The sequence below is a fragment of the Paenibacillus sp. V4I7 genome, from assembly GCF_030817275.1.
In the GTDB taxonomy this organism is placed as follows: Bacteria; Bacillota; Bacilli; order Paenibacillales; family NBRC-103111; genus Paenibacillus_E.
The window spans coordinates 203,267-219,484 of record NZ_JAUSZD010000001.1 but is presented as its reverse complement, the minus strand read 5'-3'; the positions used below and the strand labels follow the sequence as shown (position 1 = coordinate 219,484).

Below are 16,218 nucleotides of genomic sequence, written 5' to 3'. Positions count from 1 at the left end.
TCATCCTTATTGAGCAAAGGAGAAAAAGAAGATGCAAACTCAACCAAATATGGAACAAGTGACAGAACAAGGATACTACCCGTCGTATAATCCTAAAAAGGGATACAAACGAAGGATGGTAATCGCTGGAATTATGGCATTGGTTCTTACATGTGTAACACTGTATGGTATTGACGCAGCGGTAGACGGAGCTGTGCCCCAAATAATTGTGTTGATTTATAATGGAATTAACACCGTTTGTACCTTCCTGTTTGTTTCAAACGGGACATTCAATAATAAGACCCTTTTTATTGTTTTAATGTTTTTGGTTTTCGCGTGGATCGGAATGTACAGAGTGCTCGGTGGTTGGGCCTTATGGCTTTGTAGCCGGGATAAAGAGCGAGGGCAATTATATTCCTGGTTTCCTAATCTCTTACATCATGAATATGCGGTAGAACAGTATAAGCAAGTTGGGAAAGATGAAGAAATTAAGAAGTTGCAACAAAGAATAACTGAGTTGGAAGCACTAAACGCAGCTCATACTATTGTGTTTGATGAACTCAATGTGACAGTGAAAGATACATTGCGTGAACGTAGACTTGTAATGAACCTTGATCATTTAATAGGAAAATGTTACAACTTGGCTGCAAAATCGTTTACTTTGAGAGACAAGGAACCGTATCGTCTAAACTTATTTCTGAGTTCAATTTGTGCCGAAATCTGTAGCACTACAATTGACAGCACAAACAACAAACATGCTTACATTTTTTTGAGGAATATCCCCGAAGAGAGCATGGTACTTGTTGGGGAATGCAGAAGTGGAAGTTCTATTGACGGAAGTTTGAAGTTTTCAAAGGGAGAAGGATTTGTGGGTCAAGTGTGGGAAGAGAACCGAAGGATTCTCTATACTGACATTTCTTCACAGGCAGCACATATCATTGTCAAGCAAGGCGAAAGAAGATATAATAGTATTGTAGGGCTCCCGATTATGCACCATGGGGAAATGATTGGTGTCGTAGTAGTAGCCTCTCAATCTAAGGATGAGGTAAGTGAAGCAGATTTTGACAACATTGAGCGATATCTAAATATCATTCAATTGAGTCTATTAATTGAGCTATCTTATCAAGTTCGGTTAGGTGGTGACGAGCATGCAATTCTTTTGGAGCTTCTTTCGCAAAAAGTCTCTTTCTGAAGCGGATCAACTGTTGGCGCTAGCTATGCAGCTGAGACAGATTAATAATAATCGTAATATGGATACAGATGATCGTCTTCGTATGGTTAGTTCTATTGCAGATCAAGCTTCAGCTGTTATGAAGAACAGCAAGAAGGAGTCTGCCGTCTTATTGCATAACTAAATTGATAAGTATTTAGCCGTCGTGATGCGACGGCTTTTATTTTTAATCAGCCTGACTAATTTCCAGTAGATTGATAAACCATCTTCTAGATTCTTCTTTTGCGGCTTCGCTTTTCAATAATGCAAGGATTTCATCCAAGATAATTTCAGTTAGGTTCATAAATTTTTCAGGTTCAAATTGATTTCGAGGGGCGTACTCCACTATATATTTCATTTGAAGATAGTCGTGTGCAATATCAAGTAATTCCTCAGAGTATTTTTTGCTGTAGAGTTTAACTTTAGGGATTAAACTCTGAATAAACTCTCCATTGGAACCTTTCTCGTGTTGAATAACAGAAACTGATACACCATATTTTATTGATTTAATCATTCCTATTTGTTGCCATGCTGAAATCTTTGCATTAACATACTTTGTTTGATCACATAAAAAGCAAGATCCATAGTTTGCATTAAAATAGAAAGGGTCAAACCCTTTACAAATAGGACATTCTATAACTTCTTCATCTTTTTCAAACGTAACAACTATATTTCTCGCATCATTAACCTTAAAAACAACACCATCTCCTGTATTAAGGTTGAGAAGTTCACGAATTTCTTTTGGAACGGTTAGTTGACCTTTACTTGTTATTGTGGATTTAAACATCAATATTACCTCCTTACATATCCTTACTTCACACAGTTAGGAAGTGTAAGGAAAATGTCAAGGTGAGTTTGGAGAAACGAAATAGCATATTTTTTATAATGACAGTATCATTCTTTGAAGGAGGGTAGAGATGAAAGGAAATGTTCTTTCATTTATACGGAAACCGCAAAAAGTAGAAATGCGATCGATAGAGCAGTTGATGAAGGAACGGAAAACGAAGAGAGCTGAAATGCTTCGGAAATTGAATGAAAAAATGGATCGACTAACGTAAACTGACTACACAATATCTTCCAAACGGAATATATTTATGATATAATTCCCCTAAAGATATGTTACACCTTGCTCAAGTCGAAAGCCCTATGTGGCGGAATTTTGTTTAGCCTTATTTTTTTATGGCTATCAAAGTCCATCTGCATAGGGCTTTCTTTTTTTTGCAGGTAAACACATCTATGAAAACAAAGGAGGGATTCCCTAAGAGGGATGAACATGAGAAAATTACAAGATTTGCTTGATGTTGTGAAAGAACGAGGGATTTCAGAGAATGCGGAATATATCGAGTCTTCTGGAGAACGAACCCGCTTCTCGGTAATTGGACATCTATTAGTACTGCTGGGTATGGATTCATCCGAACTAATGCAATTAAGCGGTAGTCTAAGTAGGATGCTTACTAATCCTCAAAACAAGTACGAAGTAAAGGCTGTTTGGCTATTACTTGAGGCTGGCTACTCGATGCTGGATCTCCGACAACTTGAACGATCGGGAAAAAATGGTGCTGACAAAGTGATGGCTGATCTTTACGAACTCATTGATGACATCATGGACATTAATCTTGTGACAATGAGTGAGTACGGATTGCTCGTTAGAAAACTGGTTAAGTATCGCAGAATGGGCGTCCCAGCTAGTATGATGACCTTTTTTTATGTAGGGAAATATCCAGTAAAAACTATCCTCGACTCAACGGGGAGGTCCGAAGAGGATCTAAGGAATGATGTCGACTTTGTACTTACTTGCGGCATTCTTGAAGATCCTGAGGACCAACTCGTATGTGAAGGTAGTTTCGGATAAAAGGTTTACATATGAAAGAGGAGGTAGAGGCACATGAAATTTTGCCTGTATGAAGCTATAAATGAACGGATCGTACATGTAGAGAATGATATCATGGCTGCCGTATCGGCTAGAAATGCGCGAGGGTACTCAAAAGATATATCTATTCTTCCTCTACTGTTGATGGAAGAATATGATGCTTTCCCCGCTTCATATCGCGGAGAGGTTAGCGGTCGATTCTATTTATTGTACGAGGTTCCAGGTGTGTTCGAACAGAGGTATGATCAAGTCATTGTCGTAGAGCGATATGATGATGCTGTAAAGGAAAAGAAATATCATATGGAGATAAAAGGTGCCTAATCTAGGCGCCTTATTTATTTAAGGAGGGTAACGTCCATGGAATTCCAGGATGAACTTCGTTTAACGGGGCAGCAAAAGCAAAGGATTTATAAGAAATTTATGAAAGTCGTCAAAGCACGTGATTCCCAGTTGATTGATAAGGCGCTATATGATTTTTTGTATCTGCGTAGCGGTTTCATAGCACATTACGACCGCCATGGCTTCATAGATTACTATGATGGACGTAAAGGAATGATCGAACTGCTTGAGGAGCTCCTCCAACATCATTACGAGTGGGGCGTCGGTTCCTACACTGACATCGGCAATGCGTTAAAGGCAATCGCGCGAGAGTTGCTGCCAGTCATTCGATTCGAAGTAGAGGAAGAGAAGAGACAACGAGAGCTGTCAACACTTGAGAAACTTGCAGTAAAGCATGGATATCATGTAGGGCCAGCTAAGGATACTTTGACTTCTTCTCAACTTCCACTTCAACTAGCTATGGCTTCTTCAGAGGGCAAGAAGCAGAAGCGCGATGCACATTGTGAGGGGCAACTGCTCTTGATGATATGAGAAGTAGATGACTGATAAGAGGAATGATCAATTTATTTGAATGGAGAATTATATATGATGTACAAGGGATTTCTGACAAATTACAATAAAGTATTGTTCTAAACAATAAAGTGTTGTTCTGAAGCGGACAAACATACTGAAGAGCTAATTGCCCCTAAAATGTCCCGATGATTGTTGCCATCGGGACATTTTTAAAGGAGGGATAGCTACAAAGGAAAACAATAATAAACTTAATTGAGTTCCCGATATTTTTGCAGAAGACTCCATTCCTATTCTCCTTCGGAAGCATTTAGCCCAGTTATTCCCTCTTTTTCATTTGCACATACCCTAGTTTGGTCCCGCTCAACTCCATGGAAAAATCCTCTCTATAGGTAGCAATCAGCCAGCTGACCCGATGCAGCCGGGTATAATCCATACGTATCGCAGACCGTCCGCGCGTCTCATTGGCGATCCGTTCAGCAGGAACATTCTACGATAGGTAAACATTATAGACAAAATGAACATAAATTGTTTACAAAGTTTTTAAACGGTGTTATGATAAAGCTGTGCTCAGGAAGGAAGCGAATAATAAATAAAAGAGAGCAGACCAATAAAGTAAAAAAATTTCTCAGTTCATTGTGAGAGGAGTGTGTTTCTTGAAAAGCTCAAAAAGCGTAGCATTGTTAACCATAATTGCATGTCAGCTCATGATTGTTTTGGATGCATCCATCATGATTACAGCCTTACCTGAAATCGGACGCACCTTACAGCTTTCGACTACGACTTTAACTTGGGTCCAAAATGCTTATATCTTGGCATTTGGTGGTCTGTTACTTTTGGGGGCAAGAGCAGGGGATATATTTGGCAGAAAGAACGTTTTTATGATTGGGATAGCGTTGTTTTCGGTTGCGTCTTTGCTTGTTGGACTAGCCAATTCCACCGAATTCCTATTAATTTCTCGTTCCCTTCAAGGAGTAGCTGCAGCATTAGCAACACCATCTACATTGGCATTACTATCAGTAATCTTTGTTGAACAAAAAGAAAGAGCAAAGGCCATCGCACTATATAGCGCAATTTCTGGAATTGGGGGAAGTGTGGGACTTGTGCTTGGCGGTCTTCTAACGGATTTGATTTCTTGGCGTGTAGGTATGTTTATCAATGTTCCGATTGGAATGATATTACTCTTGTTAGCGCCAAAATATTTACCTCATACAGAGAAGGTATCAGGTCGATTTGATTTCGTTGGTGCATTTACTTCTGTTGTTGGGATGACGGCATTGGTTTACGGGTTCATTCAAGCAGCAGATAAGGGATGGGGAAACCTAGTGACCATCATTTCCCTGATGATTGGTATCGTCTTAGTGATAAGTTTTGTATTTATTGAGTCACGTGCAAAACAACCAATCACGCCGTTACGTTTATTTATTAATCGTGAACGAACCGCTGGCTATTTAGGGAGGTTCCTTTTCGTTGGTGGCATGTTTTCAATGATATATTTCCTTTCGCAGTTTTTACAGATTGTGTGTGGGTTTAATTCATTTCAAGCCGGCTTGGCATTCGTTCCTATGACAGCAGTTCAGTTTGCGATGATGTATGTCGTGCCGAAATTGTTAGCCAAATTTGGTACGTCAAAACTATTAATTTCAGGAATATTCGTCGCTATCGTAGGTATGAGCTGGTTAAGCAGAATCTCTCTCGAGACAAACTTTTATATAGGTATCTTAATTCCAATGGTTATATTAGGAATTGGAGCAGGAATTGTTTTCATTCCATTTACTACACTAGGTCTGTCTAAAGTTGAACCAGGTGATGCTGGAGCAGCATCTGGAATTGTTAATGTAGCCCATCAAATCGGTGGATCTGTGGGGTTAGCTATTTTGGCTACAGTCTTTGGAGCATACAATTCTTCAGGCAATGCTTCAAAAATTGAGTTCGCAAACGCCATTTCAGCAACGATTACAGGATCAGCATTCCTCTTTGTTGCTTCATTAGCAGCGGTAACTATCCTGTTGCTTCTCCGAAGTCGCAACCCGGAGCTACACAAGATGCCGGCATAAATCATTACTAGTGTTAAACAAGAAAAACACCAACAATATTATCTAGAGGAGAATGATATATATGCAATTAGAATTAAAAGGGAAACGCGCATTAGTTACTGGTTCCAGCAGTGGGTTGGGTATGGCTATGGCGAAGATGCTGGCAGCAGAAGGTGCAAGTGTCATTGTACACGGAAGAGATGAAGCTCGTACCCATGCAGTTGTTGAAGCCATTCGCGCAGATGGAGGTTCAGCATTACCGGCACTTGGCGAACTCACTACAGACGCCGGTGCAGATGCAGTAGCAAAAGCAGCTTTAGCCGACGGCCCTGTGCACATACTGGTCAATAATGCCGGCTTCTATCGCCATCTTTCCTGGACGGATGCAACCGCAGATGAATGGTCTGAAACCTATAATGTCAATGTGGTATCAGGAGTTCGTATGATTCAAAGGCTTGTCCCTCAGATGCGTGATCTGAACTGGGGACGAATTATTACAATTGGTGGAGGTCTAGCGCTTCAACCGATGAACACCCATCCGCAGTACAATGCAACACTCGCAGCGCGCCATAATCTTGCGGTGTCGTTAGCTCGTGAGCTTAAAAATACTGGTATCACATCGAATGTTGTCTCACCCGGAGCGATACTGGTAGACGCGGTTAAGGAATTAGTCGAAAGCATTGGTCCATCCAGGGGCTGGGGCGAAACATGGGAAGAGATTCAACCCAATGCAGTGAATTCTTTAATACCGAATGACCAAGGACGGTTTGGCTATCCAGATGAGATTGCGGCTGCTGTTGTCTATTTATGCAGTAATTATGCCCAATATATAAGTGGTGCCACGATACGTGTTGATGGAGGTTTGATTAAGGGGGCTTTCTAAAAAAGCGAAGGTTGATATTGTATCTGAAATGAAAAGGGGGCGTCCCAAAGTCATTGTAATGGACTTATGGGACACCCCCATTTGCTGGAAACAGTCAAACCCAAGCTCGGGCAATATACAAAATCAGTGAAAAACATCTTTTTTGCTTTCAATGTTTATAGAGTTGGTAATGTCATGTATAATAAAAGGATAGCTTGCTCGAAAGGAGGAACATCATTGACTACCGGGATTCAGCTGGACGAAACGAAAGTAAAGCTGCTTAAAAAGCTGATTTCATCTGTCATGAAGGATGGTTTTCAAAGTTTAAGGATGGATGATATTGCAAAACATATGGATATTAGCAGAGCTACGATGTACAAACATTTTTCTTCTAAGGAAGATGTTATCAAAGGCGTTGTTCGCGTATTTGTTGATTATATAAATAAACTTGAAGACCCTGCGTTAGACAACGATGACAAATTTTTTGGCATTTGGTTCCAGCAAATGTTTGAACAATCCGTGTCTCTTGTGGGAAAAATAACGGATGTATTTCTAAAAGACCTTCAATCCGCATTCCCCGATTTGTTTGATTTGTTAAAGAACACTTTAAATAAACGCGAACAGCAAGCTCAGAATTTCTATCAATTTGGAAAAGATAAAGGGATCTTCAACCCAATTAATGAGAAATTCATTATCCTCCAAGACGATTTGTTGCTTCGTGAGATTATTAATATTAAGTACTTGGTTTATAATCAAATGTCTATTCAGCAAGTTTTACACGACTATTATCAATTTAAAAAGTTTCAATTATTCAAACCTGAAAAGATGTCGGTCATCGATGACTCCAACATCATTCCTATCATAGACCACATTGTTGAAAAGTTTAATAGGACATTGTAACAATTCATGTTTGACTCTATAGAGAACCGAAGCTGAGTAGATGCCGAGTTATTACCCGACATGTGCTCGGCTTTCTCTCATGTAGCTAGCCCCGCAGGTGCCTATGAATAGTACTGCTAACGCATAGTCAACTACCTTGGGAACAAAACTTTAATGTAATGGACAAACAACGAGATGAAGGTCAAAACGAAAATGCAATTAAGAACCAAACTTTATTGTAATTTTGAATGATTCATATCGATGAAAATCCCTTTAAAGATAAGGTGTTAGAGGACAATACTTTATTGTAATTTATCAATTTCGTCATAGACTTAACGAACTAATCAAAGCTGAATCTCAAAAACGAAAGAGTAATAAAGAAAGTAAAGCATCAATTATAGGGGTTATGCAGGACTTAGCGGATTATTGCAAGATAACTGTAGAAGCAATAATTAACTATCGCAAAAACAAGGCTATTCCCTTTATGGCTATTGCATACAGAATGGCAAATTTCTTCGATTTAAAGGTGGAAGAACTATATCAACTAGAAGACTATGATTTAGCATTAGGCTTGAGAAATGCTTCAAATAAAAGAGGTAGAAAGAAAGAAAAGTATAACTTAGAATGTACTGTTTGTGGGGGCCTTGGGTACGCAAAAGGTTTTTGTCAAAAACATTACAATCAAAAGCGCAAAACAGGTCTAAAATAAAAGTGAGGATTGGTTTAAATCATACAATCGATGTATGAGAATGTTCAAAGGAGTGGGGTATTCCCCTCTCCTTTGCTGATTAAGTGAAATTCTATGTGGCTCTTCTTATTCCATCTCCGGATGTATTGTGGTATAGTTATATTAGAATTTTGTATTACCTTACGTGAAGCCTAATGCCCTAGCGGCGGAATTTATGAGAACAGGTGTAGTCTGCTTGTTTCTAAGGATTCCTGCAGTTGGGCATTTTTTGCGTTGGAAAACATATGTGAGGAGGAGATTCTAATGAATCCAATGTGTACTCAGCGGACAAGTAGGTAAACGTAAGTTATCTATATGCTGCAGTAAACGTAAGTCCATATTGTATGAACAAGGAGCGGGTATTTTATCGGCTCTATTTTTTATGTCCAGGAGGAATGCCAGATGGCAGAACGTTTGATTGAGACCACATGTGAGAAGTGCGGAAACCCTGTCACTATAGACTTGGAGAACGCTACATTCGATGAAGCCATGAAGTGGGCTGCAGAGATCGACAAGAAAGCAATGTCTTGTCCTAGCGGATATCATGTTGAAGTTAGCGGATGGCGTAGATGGTGGAATCTAGATAAGATCATCCCCAAGGCTTTCACCGCTGACGAGATAAAGACTGTCAATCTGATCGTAAGTAAGATTAGGATCACGGTTGGAAAAAGTACCTTTCATTTTATAAATTCCGAAGGTGTTTGTCAGTTTTTATCTGGGTATGCAGATGGATTGAAGCAGCAAAATCGTTCCCTTAATGTCATTGTAAAAATGGAGAAGCTTAACTACAGCGGAAACATACTTCACTCCATTGAGGAAACGATTGGCGATCTTCTCACGCCAGGGCTTATCATCGGTTAATCGACAAATCTTTGCTTTAACTCCTAGGTGGGAGTATTTTATGACCCCCACCTATTGGAGGCGGGGGCAAGGAGGATGTTGTATATGTTGAAAAAGGTAACACAATTATTTCGGTCTCTGTTTATTGAATTGGAGGACGAGGATGTGGAACTTCTAAATTATCGTCGCAGTAGGTTAGTCATGATAGATGAGGATTTAGAATTTAATGTATAAGGGTGCGTGGGCCGTGGCGATCTGTCGTCATGGCTCTTTATGTTTAAAGGAGAGGGATGATTCAACTTGATCGACTATCAAACGGAGGCAAGCAGGCGAGTCCGCAGTTTTTTGAAGAAGGCGCGACGCCGACAGTACATTCAAACGGTAACAGGATCACGGAGTCAGGTAATCCAGCAGCATGATGATAACTTGTGGCTGAATCCGAAGAGGGCAAGTTCTCCTAACCAAATTTCGCGGAAGCGATTGGTGAAGGCTGCAGCGTATGTCTACTACACGCGAACTTGCGTAATCAAAGACGTGGAACGTTTCTGTAGAATGAGCTCCGCACTTTTTGGTTGTCTTGTCGAGATGTTTTCAGATATTTCACGGGTCACAGAAACCAGGACAGGCTTGCACCGGCTGACGATCTTAGGAATTCGCGTTTGGCTCTCCGGAACAGAATCACATCCAAGGGACCTCGCTATAGCTGCATCACGAGGCGCGCGGTGGGCTATGTTCAATTATTTGTACCTTCGAAAACAAGGTAAAGATAATTGGCGAAGGTATAAGGCGGAAAACGGAATTGAAAAGCTCTTTATAGACAGCGGGGGCTTTCAGTTGATGAACAGTTTTAACTTTGCCAAGGTGAAGGCATGGGAGCTGCATGAATGCCCGATCAATATCGAGGAGTATGCTGCCTTCTTAAGACTTTACCGCAAGGAATTCTTTACATGGTCTAATCTTGATGTCCGTGGAAATGATGCGTTATCTGCAGCACATTTTGAATTTCTTTGTGATGAAGGTGTATGCCCGATGCCAATTTGGCACATTGACTCATCACCGTTCTCCTTTCTGGACGAGATTCTTACAAAGGTCGATCCTCCTTGCGTCGGTATAGGCGGAATCTTAACCATTAGTTCGTGGAAAAAAAGGTACGAGCTGCTAAGCGAAGTTTTTGAACGATATTCGGATGTGAACTTTCACGGGTTCGGTGTATGCGATCAAAACTTGCTCAGGTTTCCTTGGCATAGCGTGGACCTAACGTCTGCCATTGTCGCACCACGTAGATTTGGTAAAATGATGACCTATCAAGGACAAATCTCGAAGGATCCAAGATGGGATTCCTCTCGTGCAATCCACGAAAGCCTAGATTTCGTAGTCGGGCTGGAAACCAATTATTATGGAGAGTTTCAAGGTCAGCTATTTGATTAAATATGGCGCAAGTGCGCAGAAGAGGGATAAGACTATGTTTCATATAGAAATACCTGCTGCCTATTTAATATTAGGTGGAGTGGCTATGATCATCGCGCTTCCACTTGTTGTCGCAGGACTTTTTAGGTTGTATTTTCGTGGGGCTGGACGGCACTCGGATATGGAATCTACCATTGCCGATCTTGAAATGCGTCTATCTTGGTATAGGGATAAAAGTCAGGCTTATCGTATATCGACAACCCTTAAACCTGAATTACGTATATCGACTGAAGAAGTTGAAAAGGTTGATGTTTCGGAATCATTCATTAGTCAGGTAGAGGTTGACGAACCGATAACAGCCCAAGCCGAAACTATCATTGTAACCGTACACTCCAATGAAGTGGCAAATAATGAAGCGAAAGTTGATTACGAACAGAACTCGCAAGCCTATCTCGATGCAATCTCAGAAGAACAAGAGAAGCAAAGCGATAGTATTGAGCAGCAACAATTGGAATTCGATATCGATGAGCAAAATACAGGAACAGGATCTCATTATTTCACGCCTCCCAAGATTACCGAAATGCAGTTTGCAGCTGAAGCAGACCCTGAATTTTTGAAGAAGCTTGGCATCTTTACTAATCCGCCAGTACCGCAATATTCGGATAACGTCATTCGTTTTCCATTAGCTGCGAAAACACCAGAAGAAAAGCTGGAGCAAGCGGAATTCGATTTACAATTGGAAGATGGCGGTAGTGACCAACGAAAGGGTACGCATTGGGGTCATTATCGGATTGCAGAACGATACGACGATGGACTCGCTAGTTGCATAAATATTGAAACCGGTGATCGAGGCGTGTTCGATCATATTACGCTCGCAAAAATCGAATCGAATGAGGTATTTACTGCGCTCGTACAATACCAGAACAATTCTCGTTATGTCTTAGGTTTATGGCCGGGACAGCATGATATTTCACGTCATTACGAAGATTACCAGGAAGCTATGGGAGGGTGAGCGATACTCGCCTCTCCTCTTTTCAAATGACAGCTGTGAAGGCATCATCAAAAGCTTAATAGGACAAAAGTCAGGCATTTTATAGGTATGAAGTCTTGACAGGTGTCATTTGGAAATATATAGTGATCTCATAGTCGTACGTGTGTACGGTAAACACATAGCTAATGTATATAATGTAGAAAATTGACAGATATAAGGATGTGAGTTTTGATGTTTAATCATTTTTTATTGGCTTCAACTAGCGATGATGCAATAAATAAAACTGTTGAGCATTATGTCTTGCTATCTCTCTCCGTTGGCCAGAAGTGGGGGGTATTGGCCACGGTTATGGCAGCACTAATGCTTTGGGGAATTAGTCATATTTTTAAAGTAAGAAAAAACGTGAAGATGAAGCAAACATTTAATTTCTGGTCAATTGGTATGGGATTCTTGGCGGTTGTCTTCACAATCGCACCCTATTTCGTGATGCATTTTATGGAGCAGAAATAATAGAAGGGGAGAGTGTATAGAATGGGCGAAGTCGTAGATTTTATAGGAAGACGAGAGCAACAACAAGTAGGCGAAGTCGTAGATTATTTAAAAAGACGAATACAACAACAATCTGTTCCGGTGCCGTCTGTGGAACCGGCATGGAGCAAGAACAATGATCGATCGGAAGTTGATACATTTCACGAGTATGTATTGAGCTCGGAAGCTTGGTTAAATGATGGTTACTGGGAGACGCTTTACGAGGGGTATCCTTTCCTGCCTCCAGCAGCGCCACCCCGGAAAGATGCTGTTTGGTATGTTGGTGGCGAACATAAGCACTTCGGAGTTTGGCTGTTGAATCAGAGCGAAAAATCCGTAGTAAAAGTTGACGGTCATTTTGGTTGGAACCCACTGGTGCGAAAATCGGTAGCTCCCCCATTTGAACCAGTTAATATCAGCGACGCTTCAAAACGAAAAAATATAGCTTGGATCGTTGATGAGAACGGGTACGGTCAGTATGGAATGCTCATGGAAAATGGCTATGCTTGGGTTCCCGCTCCTAGACCGAAAGATTGGATAGAACAATGAATAACATCAAGGTTACCCCAAAGGGGGTTCAGGTTGTATACACAGATTATGGTGCAGGATGTATGGTTATTGGAATGGGTTTTATGACTCTTTCTTCTCTATTTGTATTAGGTATTGTACCGTCAGTAAGTATTATAAAAGGTTTTTTTGGTATCATTATTGGCTTATGTGGAACTCTTTTTTTTGGTGCGGTACTACTAAGGATTGTAACGGTACTATTAAAAGGACGAGTATTATTAGAGATTGAAGATGGCAACTTAAAAAACCGTAAGCATAGCATTCCAATTAAGAACATTAAACAACTACAATTCGGATGGCATTCAAAAAAGTTGAGTGGTATGATTTTTGAAGATTTGATTGTTAGTACAATTGACAATAAAGAGTACTTTTTAAGGTACTATAACCTGTTATCTGATACGGCGATTAAGTATTTGGTTGAGCATTATATTATTCCTGAGGCTGATACAGCGTGCAGAATGAAATGGGAAGCCATGTACTCAAAAGTAAGCCTTAGCAATGATGAAAATAATATAACTATGTGAGCTATTAAGTTGAGAGGAGGAATCCCGGTGTTAACAGCTCTACTTCCAAACGGAAAAGTGATCCATGCTTCGGAATATTCGGATGAGAAGCATGGATTCACGCTATTTTGTATAGATCCTCAATGCAAGGCACCTGTCATATATGTCGGTGCTTCTTCTTCATCCGAAACGAAGAGATCTGCATATTTCAAAACTATAGGCAAGGATATTGATAGTAAACATAAGGAGAACTGCGGGTTTTATGAACCACTCGACGTAGTTGGGGCGATCCAAAAGACTGCACTCTATCAGCAACAGATTTTGGAATCAGAAGGGGTTCCGAAACAAATAATTAATTTAAATTTGAAAAGGCTTGACCCGGACTACATTCCGAAAGAGCCAATCGATCGTAAAGAAAAGAAAGAAGAAAAAGAAGACAAGGTTAAAGTGAAAGATGACAAGGAGGCACCTGGAACCATTGGGTCACTTAAAAGCATAGTGAAGCTGTTAACGTCGTATGAACCGGACATGCTAGCTACCATCTATTTTAATGTGGGTGGTGGAAGAAAACTACCACTGTCTCATGTGGTGATGAGTCCGGATCGGGCTTATGATTTACTGTGGCAAGACATGACGCTCCCACGTATGCAGTATTTCGTGTATGGCCGAGTTAGCGAGGTTACGAAGTTAGAAAAGGTAACTATGATTGATATGGATATCGATGATGAAGAAAAGCCTTTCACGATCGTCATATTCGCGGAATACTATAAGCATTTTCTATATGATAAGAAAGACCTCATAGGTAAAGAATTTCTTGTGTTTGGGGATCTGAGAAAGAATACTTACAAAGACATAAATAAGGCACAAATAGTTATTAAGTCATCAGATTATCTTGAGTTGATACGAACGAAGAAACGCAATCTATGAACTATGGAGGATAACAACATTATGAAATTACCAATACGCATTGGTCTAGTTTCTTTTTTATTATTAGGTTTAGGTGTTGGTGCATATGCAGACACGACACTTAAAGAGATTGATGGAGCCTATCAAAATGCTGCCCTTCAGTTATATGTAGATGGAAAATCTATCGATCTATCCAGCGAGGATGGTATCATGTACCCGATTGTATATGGCGGTCATTCCTATGTATCAGCAAGGGCATTGGCTGAAGCTTTGGGGGCCGATGTTCAATGGGACGAAGAGAACAAGAGGGTCATTATCATAACCAAAAAGTCCTCAGATGACCGAGTAGTAAACATTGATCCAAACCCAGATCAGGACCGAAGCGTTACATCGGATGATATTAAAAGCGTCTACCCAGGAAATTATGATACCGATCAGTTGATAACAGATTACAAGGCTGCAGCACAGAGATTGCTAATTTCCTTTTCGTTAACACTTCAAACCGGAAATGGAGAAGATATTAAGAATACCATGTCCCGATATATTGATCAGGGTTTTGCGCCAACTGCTCTAAGTAAGTCAGCCGGCAGATCCTTAAAACTATCGGATTCTCTTCGTTCGTCTATGCCCAAGGAGTCTCTTGATGAATTTCTGGGTGCACTAAATTCTGCTGTATCCACTGGCAGTACATCATTGGATGCAGGCTCGGTTAAGAAGGAAGGGAAACAACTAAACTTCCAATACATAATTGGACAGGATTCAAAGCAGTCTCCTGTATCGGTCAGTATCACCTATATAAAAGGTGATGACAATTTACTCCATTGTACCGATATCAGTTTTGCTACAATGATGGGTAATAACTAAATGATTATCCGATCTAACATGCAAGTTTGGGGTTGATGAGATGATTAGAGGAAATTATTACGAGGTTCATTATTCTTGTCATCATTTCAAATATACAGAAAATTAAAGATAGTCGTTGGACGGCTTAAATTGGAGGAAATAACATGCTTTCAACAGTTGTTGCGGCTTTTTCATTTGCCGTATGGTTAATAGCTTCAACAATATTTTTCATTGTAGGTAAGCGTAATGGTGATGTAGTAGATATGTGGATTGGTGCATTGATTTTCTTTGTCCCAATATTAGCCGCACTCATCATAGGAATTATCACAGGATATAAAGAACGTCGACTGAATGTTTTTATTTCAAGGAAGGGGCGCTAATATGTGTTAAATATTTTTGATTCAAATCTCCTATCATCGCCAATTCTATATGTGATTATTGTGGTTCTAGCTCTGGGTTTCCTTGCCTGGAAGGTTATTTCAAGAACATTACGCAAGATACTTAGTTTTGTATTTGCAGCTGCTACTATTATTAAGTTTTTTAATATACTTGCAGTTTTTCAAAATCACCAATAATAGATAATGGTTTAATTAACCCTATGAATTATTCAGCACATTTACCATGTAATGATTACATAGATAGGTACTACATGAAAATAGGCCTGTTATCATGCTGCTCGGCAAGTTAATATATGTAAAAGAGAACCAATTACCAAACTAATACAACTATAAGGGGATGACCTCCAATGTACCCAAAGTATCAAAGACGTAACACACCAGCTTTCACAGCCGCTTCTTACTTCGCGCTTGCCGCTGGATTATTCTTATATTGCTTCGGTATCTACAATGCTGAGTGGCAATTAAACGTCAAAGGTTATTATTTGTTATGCATGTTCCTAATTACCATCACAAGCATTGTCACCCAAAAGGTGATAAGGGACAATGCTGAGGACAAAGATTTAAAAATCGATAATCCTAAGCATCGTATGCGTAACACTCCCGCTTTCACCGGAATGGCGATAGTTGGGTTAATAATCGGATTCGTCATGTTTTTCATTGGATTATTTAACGCGTCATTCGAATTAAATGTAAAGGGATACTACATTGCCGTTATGCTTTTGATCTCCTACAGCTCTATCGGGGTTCAAAAAGTTGTTCGCGATAACGTTGAGGACAAAGAGATCTTGGAAAATCAAAATCTGAACGGCTAATAATGTATTCT

21 protein-coding genes are annotated in these 16,218 nt (G+C 40.1%); 20 read left to right on the top strand and 1 reads right to left on the bottom strand.

Going from position 1 to position 16,218, the window contains the following annotated elements:
* The first annotated feature begins 31 nt into the window (after positions 1–31).
* Entirely contained in the window at positions 32–1,171 is a 1,140-nt protein-coding gene (locus tag QFZ80_RS01050; RefSeq protein ID WP_307544782.1) for a GAF domain-containing protein, read from the top strand.
* On the top strand, positions 1,128–1,334 hold the full coding sequence (locus tag QFZ80_RS01045) for a hypothetical protein (RefSeq protein ID WP_307544784.1): 207 nt from the start codon (positions 1,128–1,130) through the stop codon (positions 1,332–1,334). Before QFZ80_RS01050 ends, QFZ80_RS01045 begins: the two co-directional genes overlap by 44 nt.
* 42 nt (positions 1,335–1,376) lie before the next feature.
* Here the strand turns inward: QFZ80_RS01045 and QFZ80_RS01040 are convergent, their stop codons facing one another.
* Complete coding sequence (locus tag QFZ80_RS01040) at positions 1,377–1,976, bottom strand: AbrB/MazE/SpoVT family DNA-binding domain-containing protein (RefSeq protein WP_307544786.1); 600 nt, start codon at positions 1,974–1,976, stop codon at positions 1,377–1,379.
* 130 nt (positions 1,977–2,106) lie between these two features.
* On the opposite strand from QFZ80_RS01040, the gene QFZ80_RS01035 reads away from it, so the two are divergent.
* The 18 genes from QFZ80_RS01035 (at position 2,107) to QFZ80_RS00950 (ending at position 16,207) form a co-directional block, all read left to right on the top strand.
* Positions 2,107–2,247 carry a hypothetical protein gene (locus QFZ80_RS01035; RefSeq protein ID WP_307544788.1) on the top strand — a complete coding sequence of 47 codons (141 nt, stop codon included), beginning with the start codon at positions 2,107–2,109 and terminating at the stop codon, positions 2,245–2,247.
* Positions 2,248–2,462: 215 nt separating this feature from the next.
* On the top strand, positions 2,463–3,041 hold the full coding sequence (locus QFZ80_RS01030) for a hypothetical protein (protein ID WP_307544790.1): 579 nt from the start codon (positions 2,463–2,465) through the stop codon (positions 3,039–3,041).
* A 33-nt stretch (positions 3,042–3,074) separates the two neighbouring features.
* Positions 3,075–3,380, top strand: coding sequence for a hypothetical protein (locus QFZ80_RS01025; protein ID WP_307544792.1), 306 nt, complete (start codon positions 3,075–3,077; stop codon positions 3,378–3,380).
* 36 nt (positions 3,381–3,416) lie between these two features.
* Positions 3,417–3,929 carry a hypothetical protein gene (locus QFZ80_RS01020; RefSeq protein WP_307544795.1) on the top strand — a complete coding sequence of 171 codons (513 nt, stop codon included), beginning with the start codon at positions 3,417–3,419 and terminating at the stop codon, positions 3,927–3,929.
* Between the two features lie 635 nt (positions 3,930–4,564).
* The gene (locus QFZ80_RS01015) at positions 4,565–5,965 is read left to right on the top strand and encodes an MFS transporter (protein WP_307544797.1); all 1,401 of its coding nucleotides are present in this window, start codon (positions 4,565–4,567) and stop codon (positions 5,963–5,965) included.
* Positions 5,966–6,026: 61 nt separating this feature from the next.
* On the top strand, positions 6,027–6,827 hold the full coding sequence (locus QFZ80_RS01010) for an SDR family NAD(P)-dependent oxidoreductase (protein ID WP_307544799.1): 801 nt from the start codon (positions 6,027–6,029) through the stop codon (positions 6,825–6,827).
* A gap of 216 nt (positions 6,828–7,043) precedes the next feature.
* On the top strand, positions 7,044–7,706 hold the full coding sequence (locus tag QFZ80_RS01005) for a TetR/AcrR family transcriptional regulator (protein WP_307544801.1): 663 nt from the start codon (positions 7,044–7,046) through the stop codon (positions 7,704–7,706).
* A gap of 385 nt (positions 7,707–8,091) precedes the next feature.
* Positions 8,092–8,394 carry a helix-turn-helix domain-containing protein gene (locus QFZ80_RS01000; RefSeq protein WP_307544803.1) on the top strand — a complete coding sequence of 101 codons (303 nt, stop codon included), beginning with the start codon at positions 8,092–8,094 and terminating at the stop codon, positions 8,392–8,394.
* Between the two features lie 420 nt (positions 8,395–8,814).
* Complete coding sequence (locus QFZ80_RS00995; RefSeq protein WP_307544805.1) at positions 8,815–9,273, top strand: hypothetical protein; 459 nt, start codon at positions 8,815–8,817, stop codon at positions 9,271–9,273.
* 279 nt (positions 9,274–9,552) lie between these two features.
* Complete coding sequence (locus QFZ80_RS00990) at positions 9,553–10,680, top strand: hypothetical protein (protein ID WP_307544807.1); 1,128 nt, start codon at positions 9,553–9,555, stop codon at positions 10,678–10,680.
* Between the two features lie 34 nt (positions 10,681–10,714).
* A complete protein-coding gene (locus QFZ80_RS00985; RefSeq protein ID WP_307544809.1) occupies positions 10,715–11,671 on the top strand; it encodes a hypothetical protein in 957 nt (318 codons plus the stop codon).
* 210 nt (positions 11,672–11,881) lie between these two features.
* The gene (locus QFZ80_RS00980) at positions 11,882–12,160 is read left to right on the top strand and encodes a hypothetical protein (protein ID WP_307544811.1); all 279 of its coding nucleotides are present in this window, start codon (positions 11,882–11,884) and stop codon (positions 12,158–12,160) included.
* A gap of 21 nt (positions 12,161–12,181) precedes the next feature.
* Positions 12,182–12,727: a hypothetical protein gene (locus tag QFZ80_RS00975; protein WP_307544813.1), complete on the top strand. Its 546-nt coding sequence runs from the start codon at positions 12,182–12,184 to the stop codon at positions 12,725–12,727.
* The gene (locus tag QFZ80_RS00970; RefSeq protein WP_307544815.1) at positions 12,724–13,269 is read left to right on the top strand and encodes a DUF5381 family protein; all 546 of its coding nucleotides are present in this window, start codon (positions 12,724–12,726) and stop codon (positions 13,267–13,269) included. Before QFZ80_RS00975 ends, QFZ80_RS00970 begins: the two co-directional genes overlap by 4 nt.
* A gap of 27 nt (positions 13,270–13,296) precedes the next feature.
* Positions 13,297–14,175: a hypothetical protein gene (locus QFZ80_RS00965; RefSeq protein WP_307544817.1), complete on the top strand. Its 879-nt coding sequence runs from the start codon at positions 13,297–13,299 to the stop codon at positions 14,173–14,175.
* A 21-nt stretch (positions 14,176–14,196) separates the two neighbouring features.
* The gene (locus tag QFZ80_RS00960) at positions 14,197–15,018 is read left to right on the top strand and encodes a stalk domain-containing protein (protein WP_307544819.1); all 822 of its coding nucleotides are present in this window, start codon (positions 14,197–14,199) and stop codon (positions 15,016–15,018) included.
* Between the two features lie 143 nt (positions 15,019–15,161).
* The gene (locus QFZ80_RS00955; protein ID WP_307544821.1) at positions 15,162–15,377 is read left to right on the top strand and encodes a hypothetical protein; all 216 of its coding nucleotides are present in this window, start codon (positions 15,162–15,164) and stop codon (positions 15,375–15,377) included.
* Between the two features lie 365 nt (positions 15,378–15,742).
* Positions 15,743–16,207 (top strand): YiaA/YiaB family inner membrane protein, encoded by a 465-nt coding sequence (locus QFZ80_RS00950; protein ID WP_307544823.1) that lies wholly within the window; start codon positions 15,743–15,745, stop codon positions 16,205–16,207.
* Positions 16,208–16,218 lie beyond the last annotated feature (11 nt).

Bases quoted from the DNA above. Each gene is read 5' to 3' on its own strand.
- QFZ80_RS01050 (WP_307544782.1), top strand. From the start codon at position 32: ATGCAAACTCAACCAAATATGGAACAAGTGACAGAACAAGGATACTAC.
- QFZ80_RS01045 (WP_307544784.1), top strand. From the start codon at position 1,128: ATGCAATTCTTTTGGAGCTTCTTTCGCAAAAAGTCTCTTTCTGAAGCG.
- QFZ80_RS01040 (WP_307544786.1), bottom strand. From the start codon at position 1,976: ATGTTTAAATCCACAATAACAAGTAAAGGTCAACTAACCGTTCCAAAA.
- QFZ80_RS01035 (WP_307544788.1), top strand. From the start codon at position 2,107: ATGAAAGGAAATGTTCTTTCATTTATACGGAAACCGCAAAAAGTAGAA.
- QFZ80_RS01030 (WP_307544790.1), top strand. From the start codon at position 2,463: ATGAGAAAATTACAAGATTTGCTTGATGTTGTGAAAGAACGAGGGATT.
- QFZ80_RS01025 (WP_307544792.1), top strand. From the start codon at position 3,075: ATGAAATTTTGCCTGTATGAAGCTATAAATGAACGGATCGTACATGTA.
- QFZ80_RS01020 (WP_307544795.1), top strand. From the start codon at position 3,417: ATGGAATTCCAGGATGAACTTCGTTTAACGGGGCAGCAAAAGCAAAGG.
- QFZ80_RS01010 (WP_307544799.1), top strand. From the start codon at position 6,027: ATGCAATTAGAATTAAAAGGGAAACGCGCATTAGTTACTGGTTCCAGC.
- QFZ80_RS01000 (WP_307544803.1), top strand. From the start codon at position 8,092: ATGCAGGACTTAGCGGATTATTGCAAGATAACTGTAGAAGCAATAATT.
- QFZ80_RS00995 (WP_307544805.1), top strand. From the start codon at position 8,815: ATGGCAGAACGTTTGATTGAGACCACATGTGAGAAGTGCGGAAACCCT.
- QFZ80_RS00985 (WP_307544809.1), top strand. From the start codon at position 10,715: ATGTTTCATATAGAAATACCTGCTGCCTATTTAATATTAGGTGGAGTG.
- QFZ80_RS00980 (WP_307544811.1), top strand. From the start codon at position 11,882: ATGTTTAATCATTTTTTATTGGCTTCAACTAGCGATGATGCAATAAAT.
- QFZ80_RS00975 (WP_307544813.1), top strand. From the start codon at position 12,182: ATGGGCGAAGTCGTAGATTTTATAGGAAGACGAGAGCAACAACAAGTA.
- QFZ80_RS00970 (WP_307544815.1), top strand. From the start codon at position 12,724: ATGAATAACATCAAGGTTACCCCAAAGGGGGTTCAGGTTGTATACACA.
- QFZ80_RS00960 (WP_307544819.1), top strand. From the start codon at position 14,197: ATGAAATTACCAATACGCATTGGTCTAGTTTCTTTTTTATTATTAGGT.
- QFZ80_RS00955 (WP_307544821.1), top strand. From the start codon at position 15,162: ATGCTTTCAACAGTTGTTGCGGCTTTTTCATTTGCCGTATGGTTAATA.
- QFZ80_RS00950 (WP_307544823.1), top strand. From the start codon at position 15,743: ATGTACCCAAAGTATCAAAGACGTAACACACCAGCTTTCACAGCCGCT.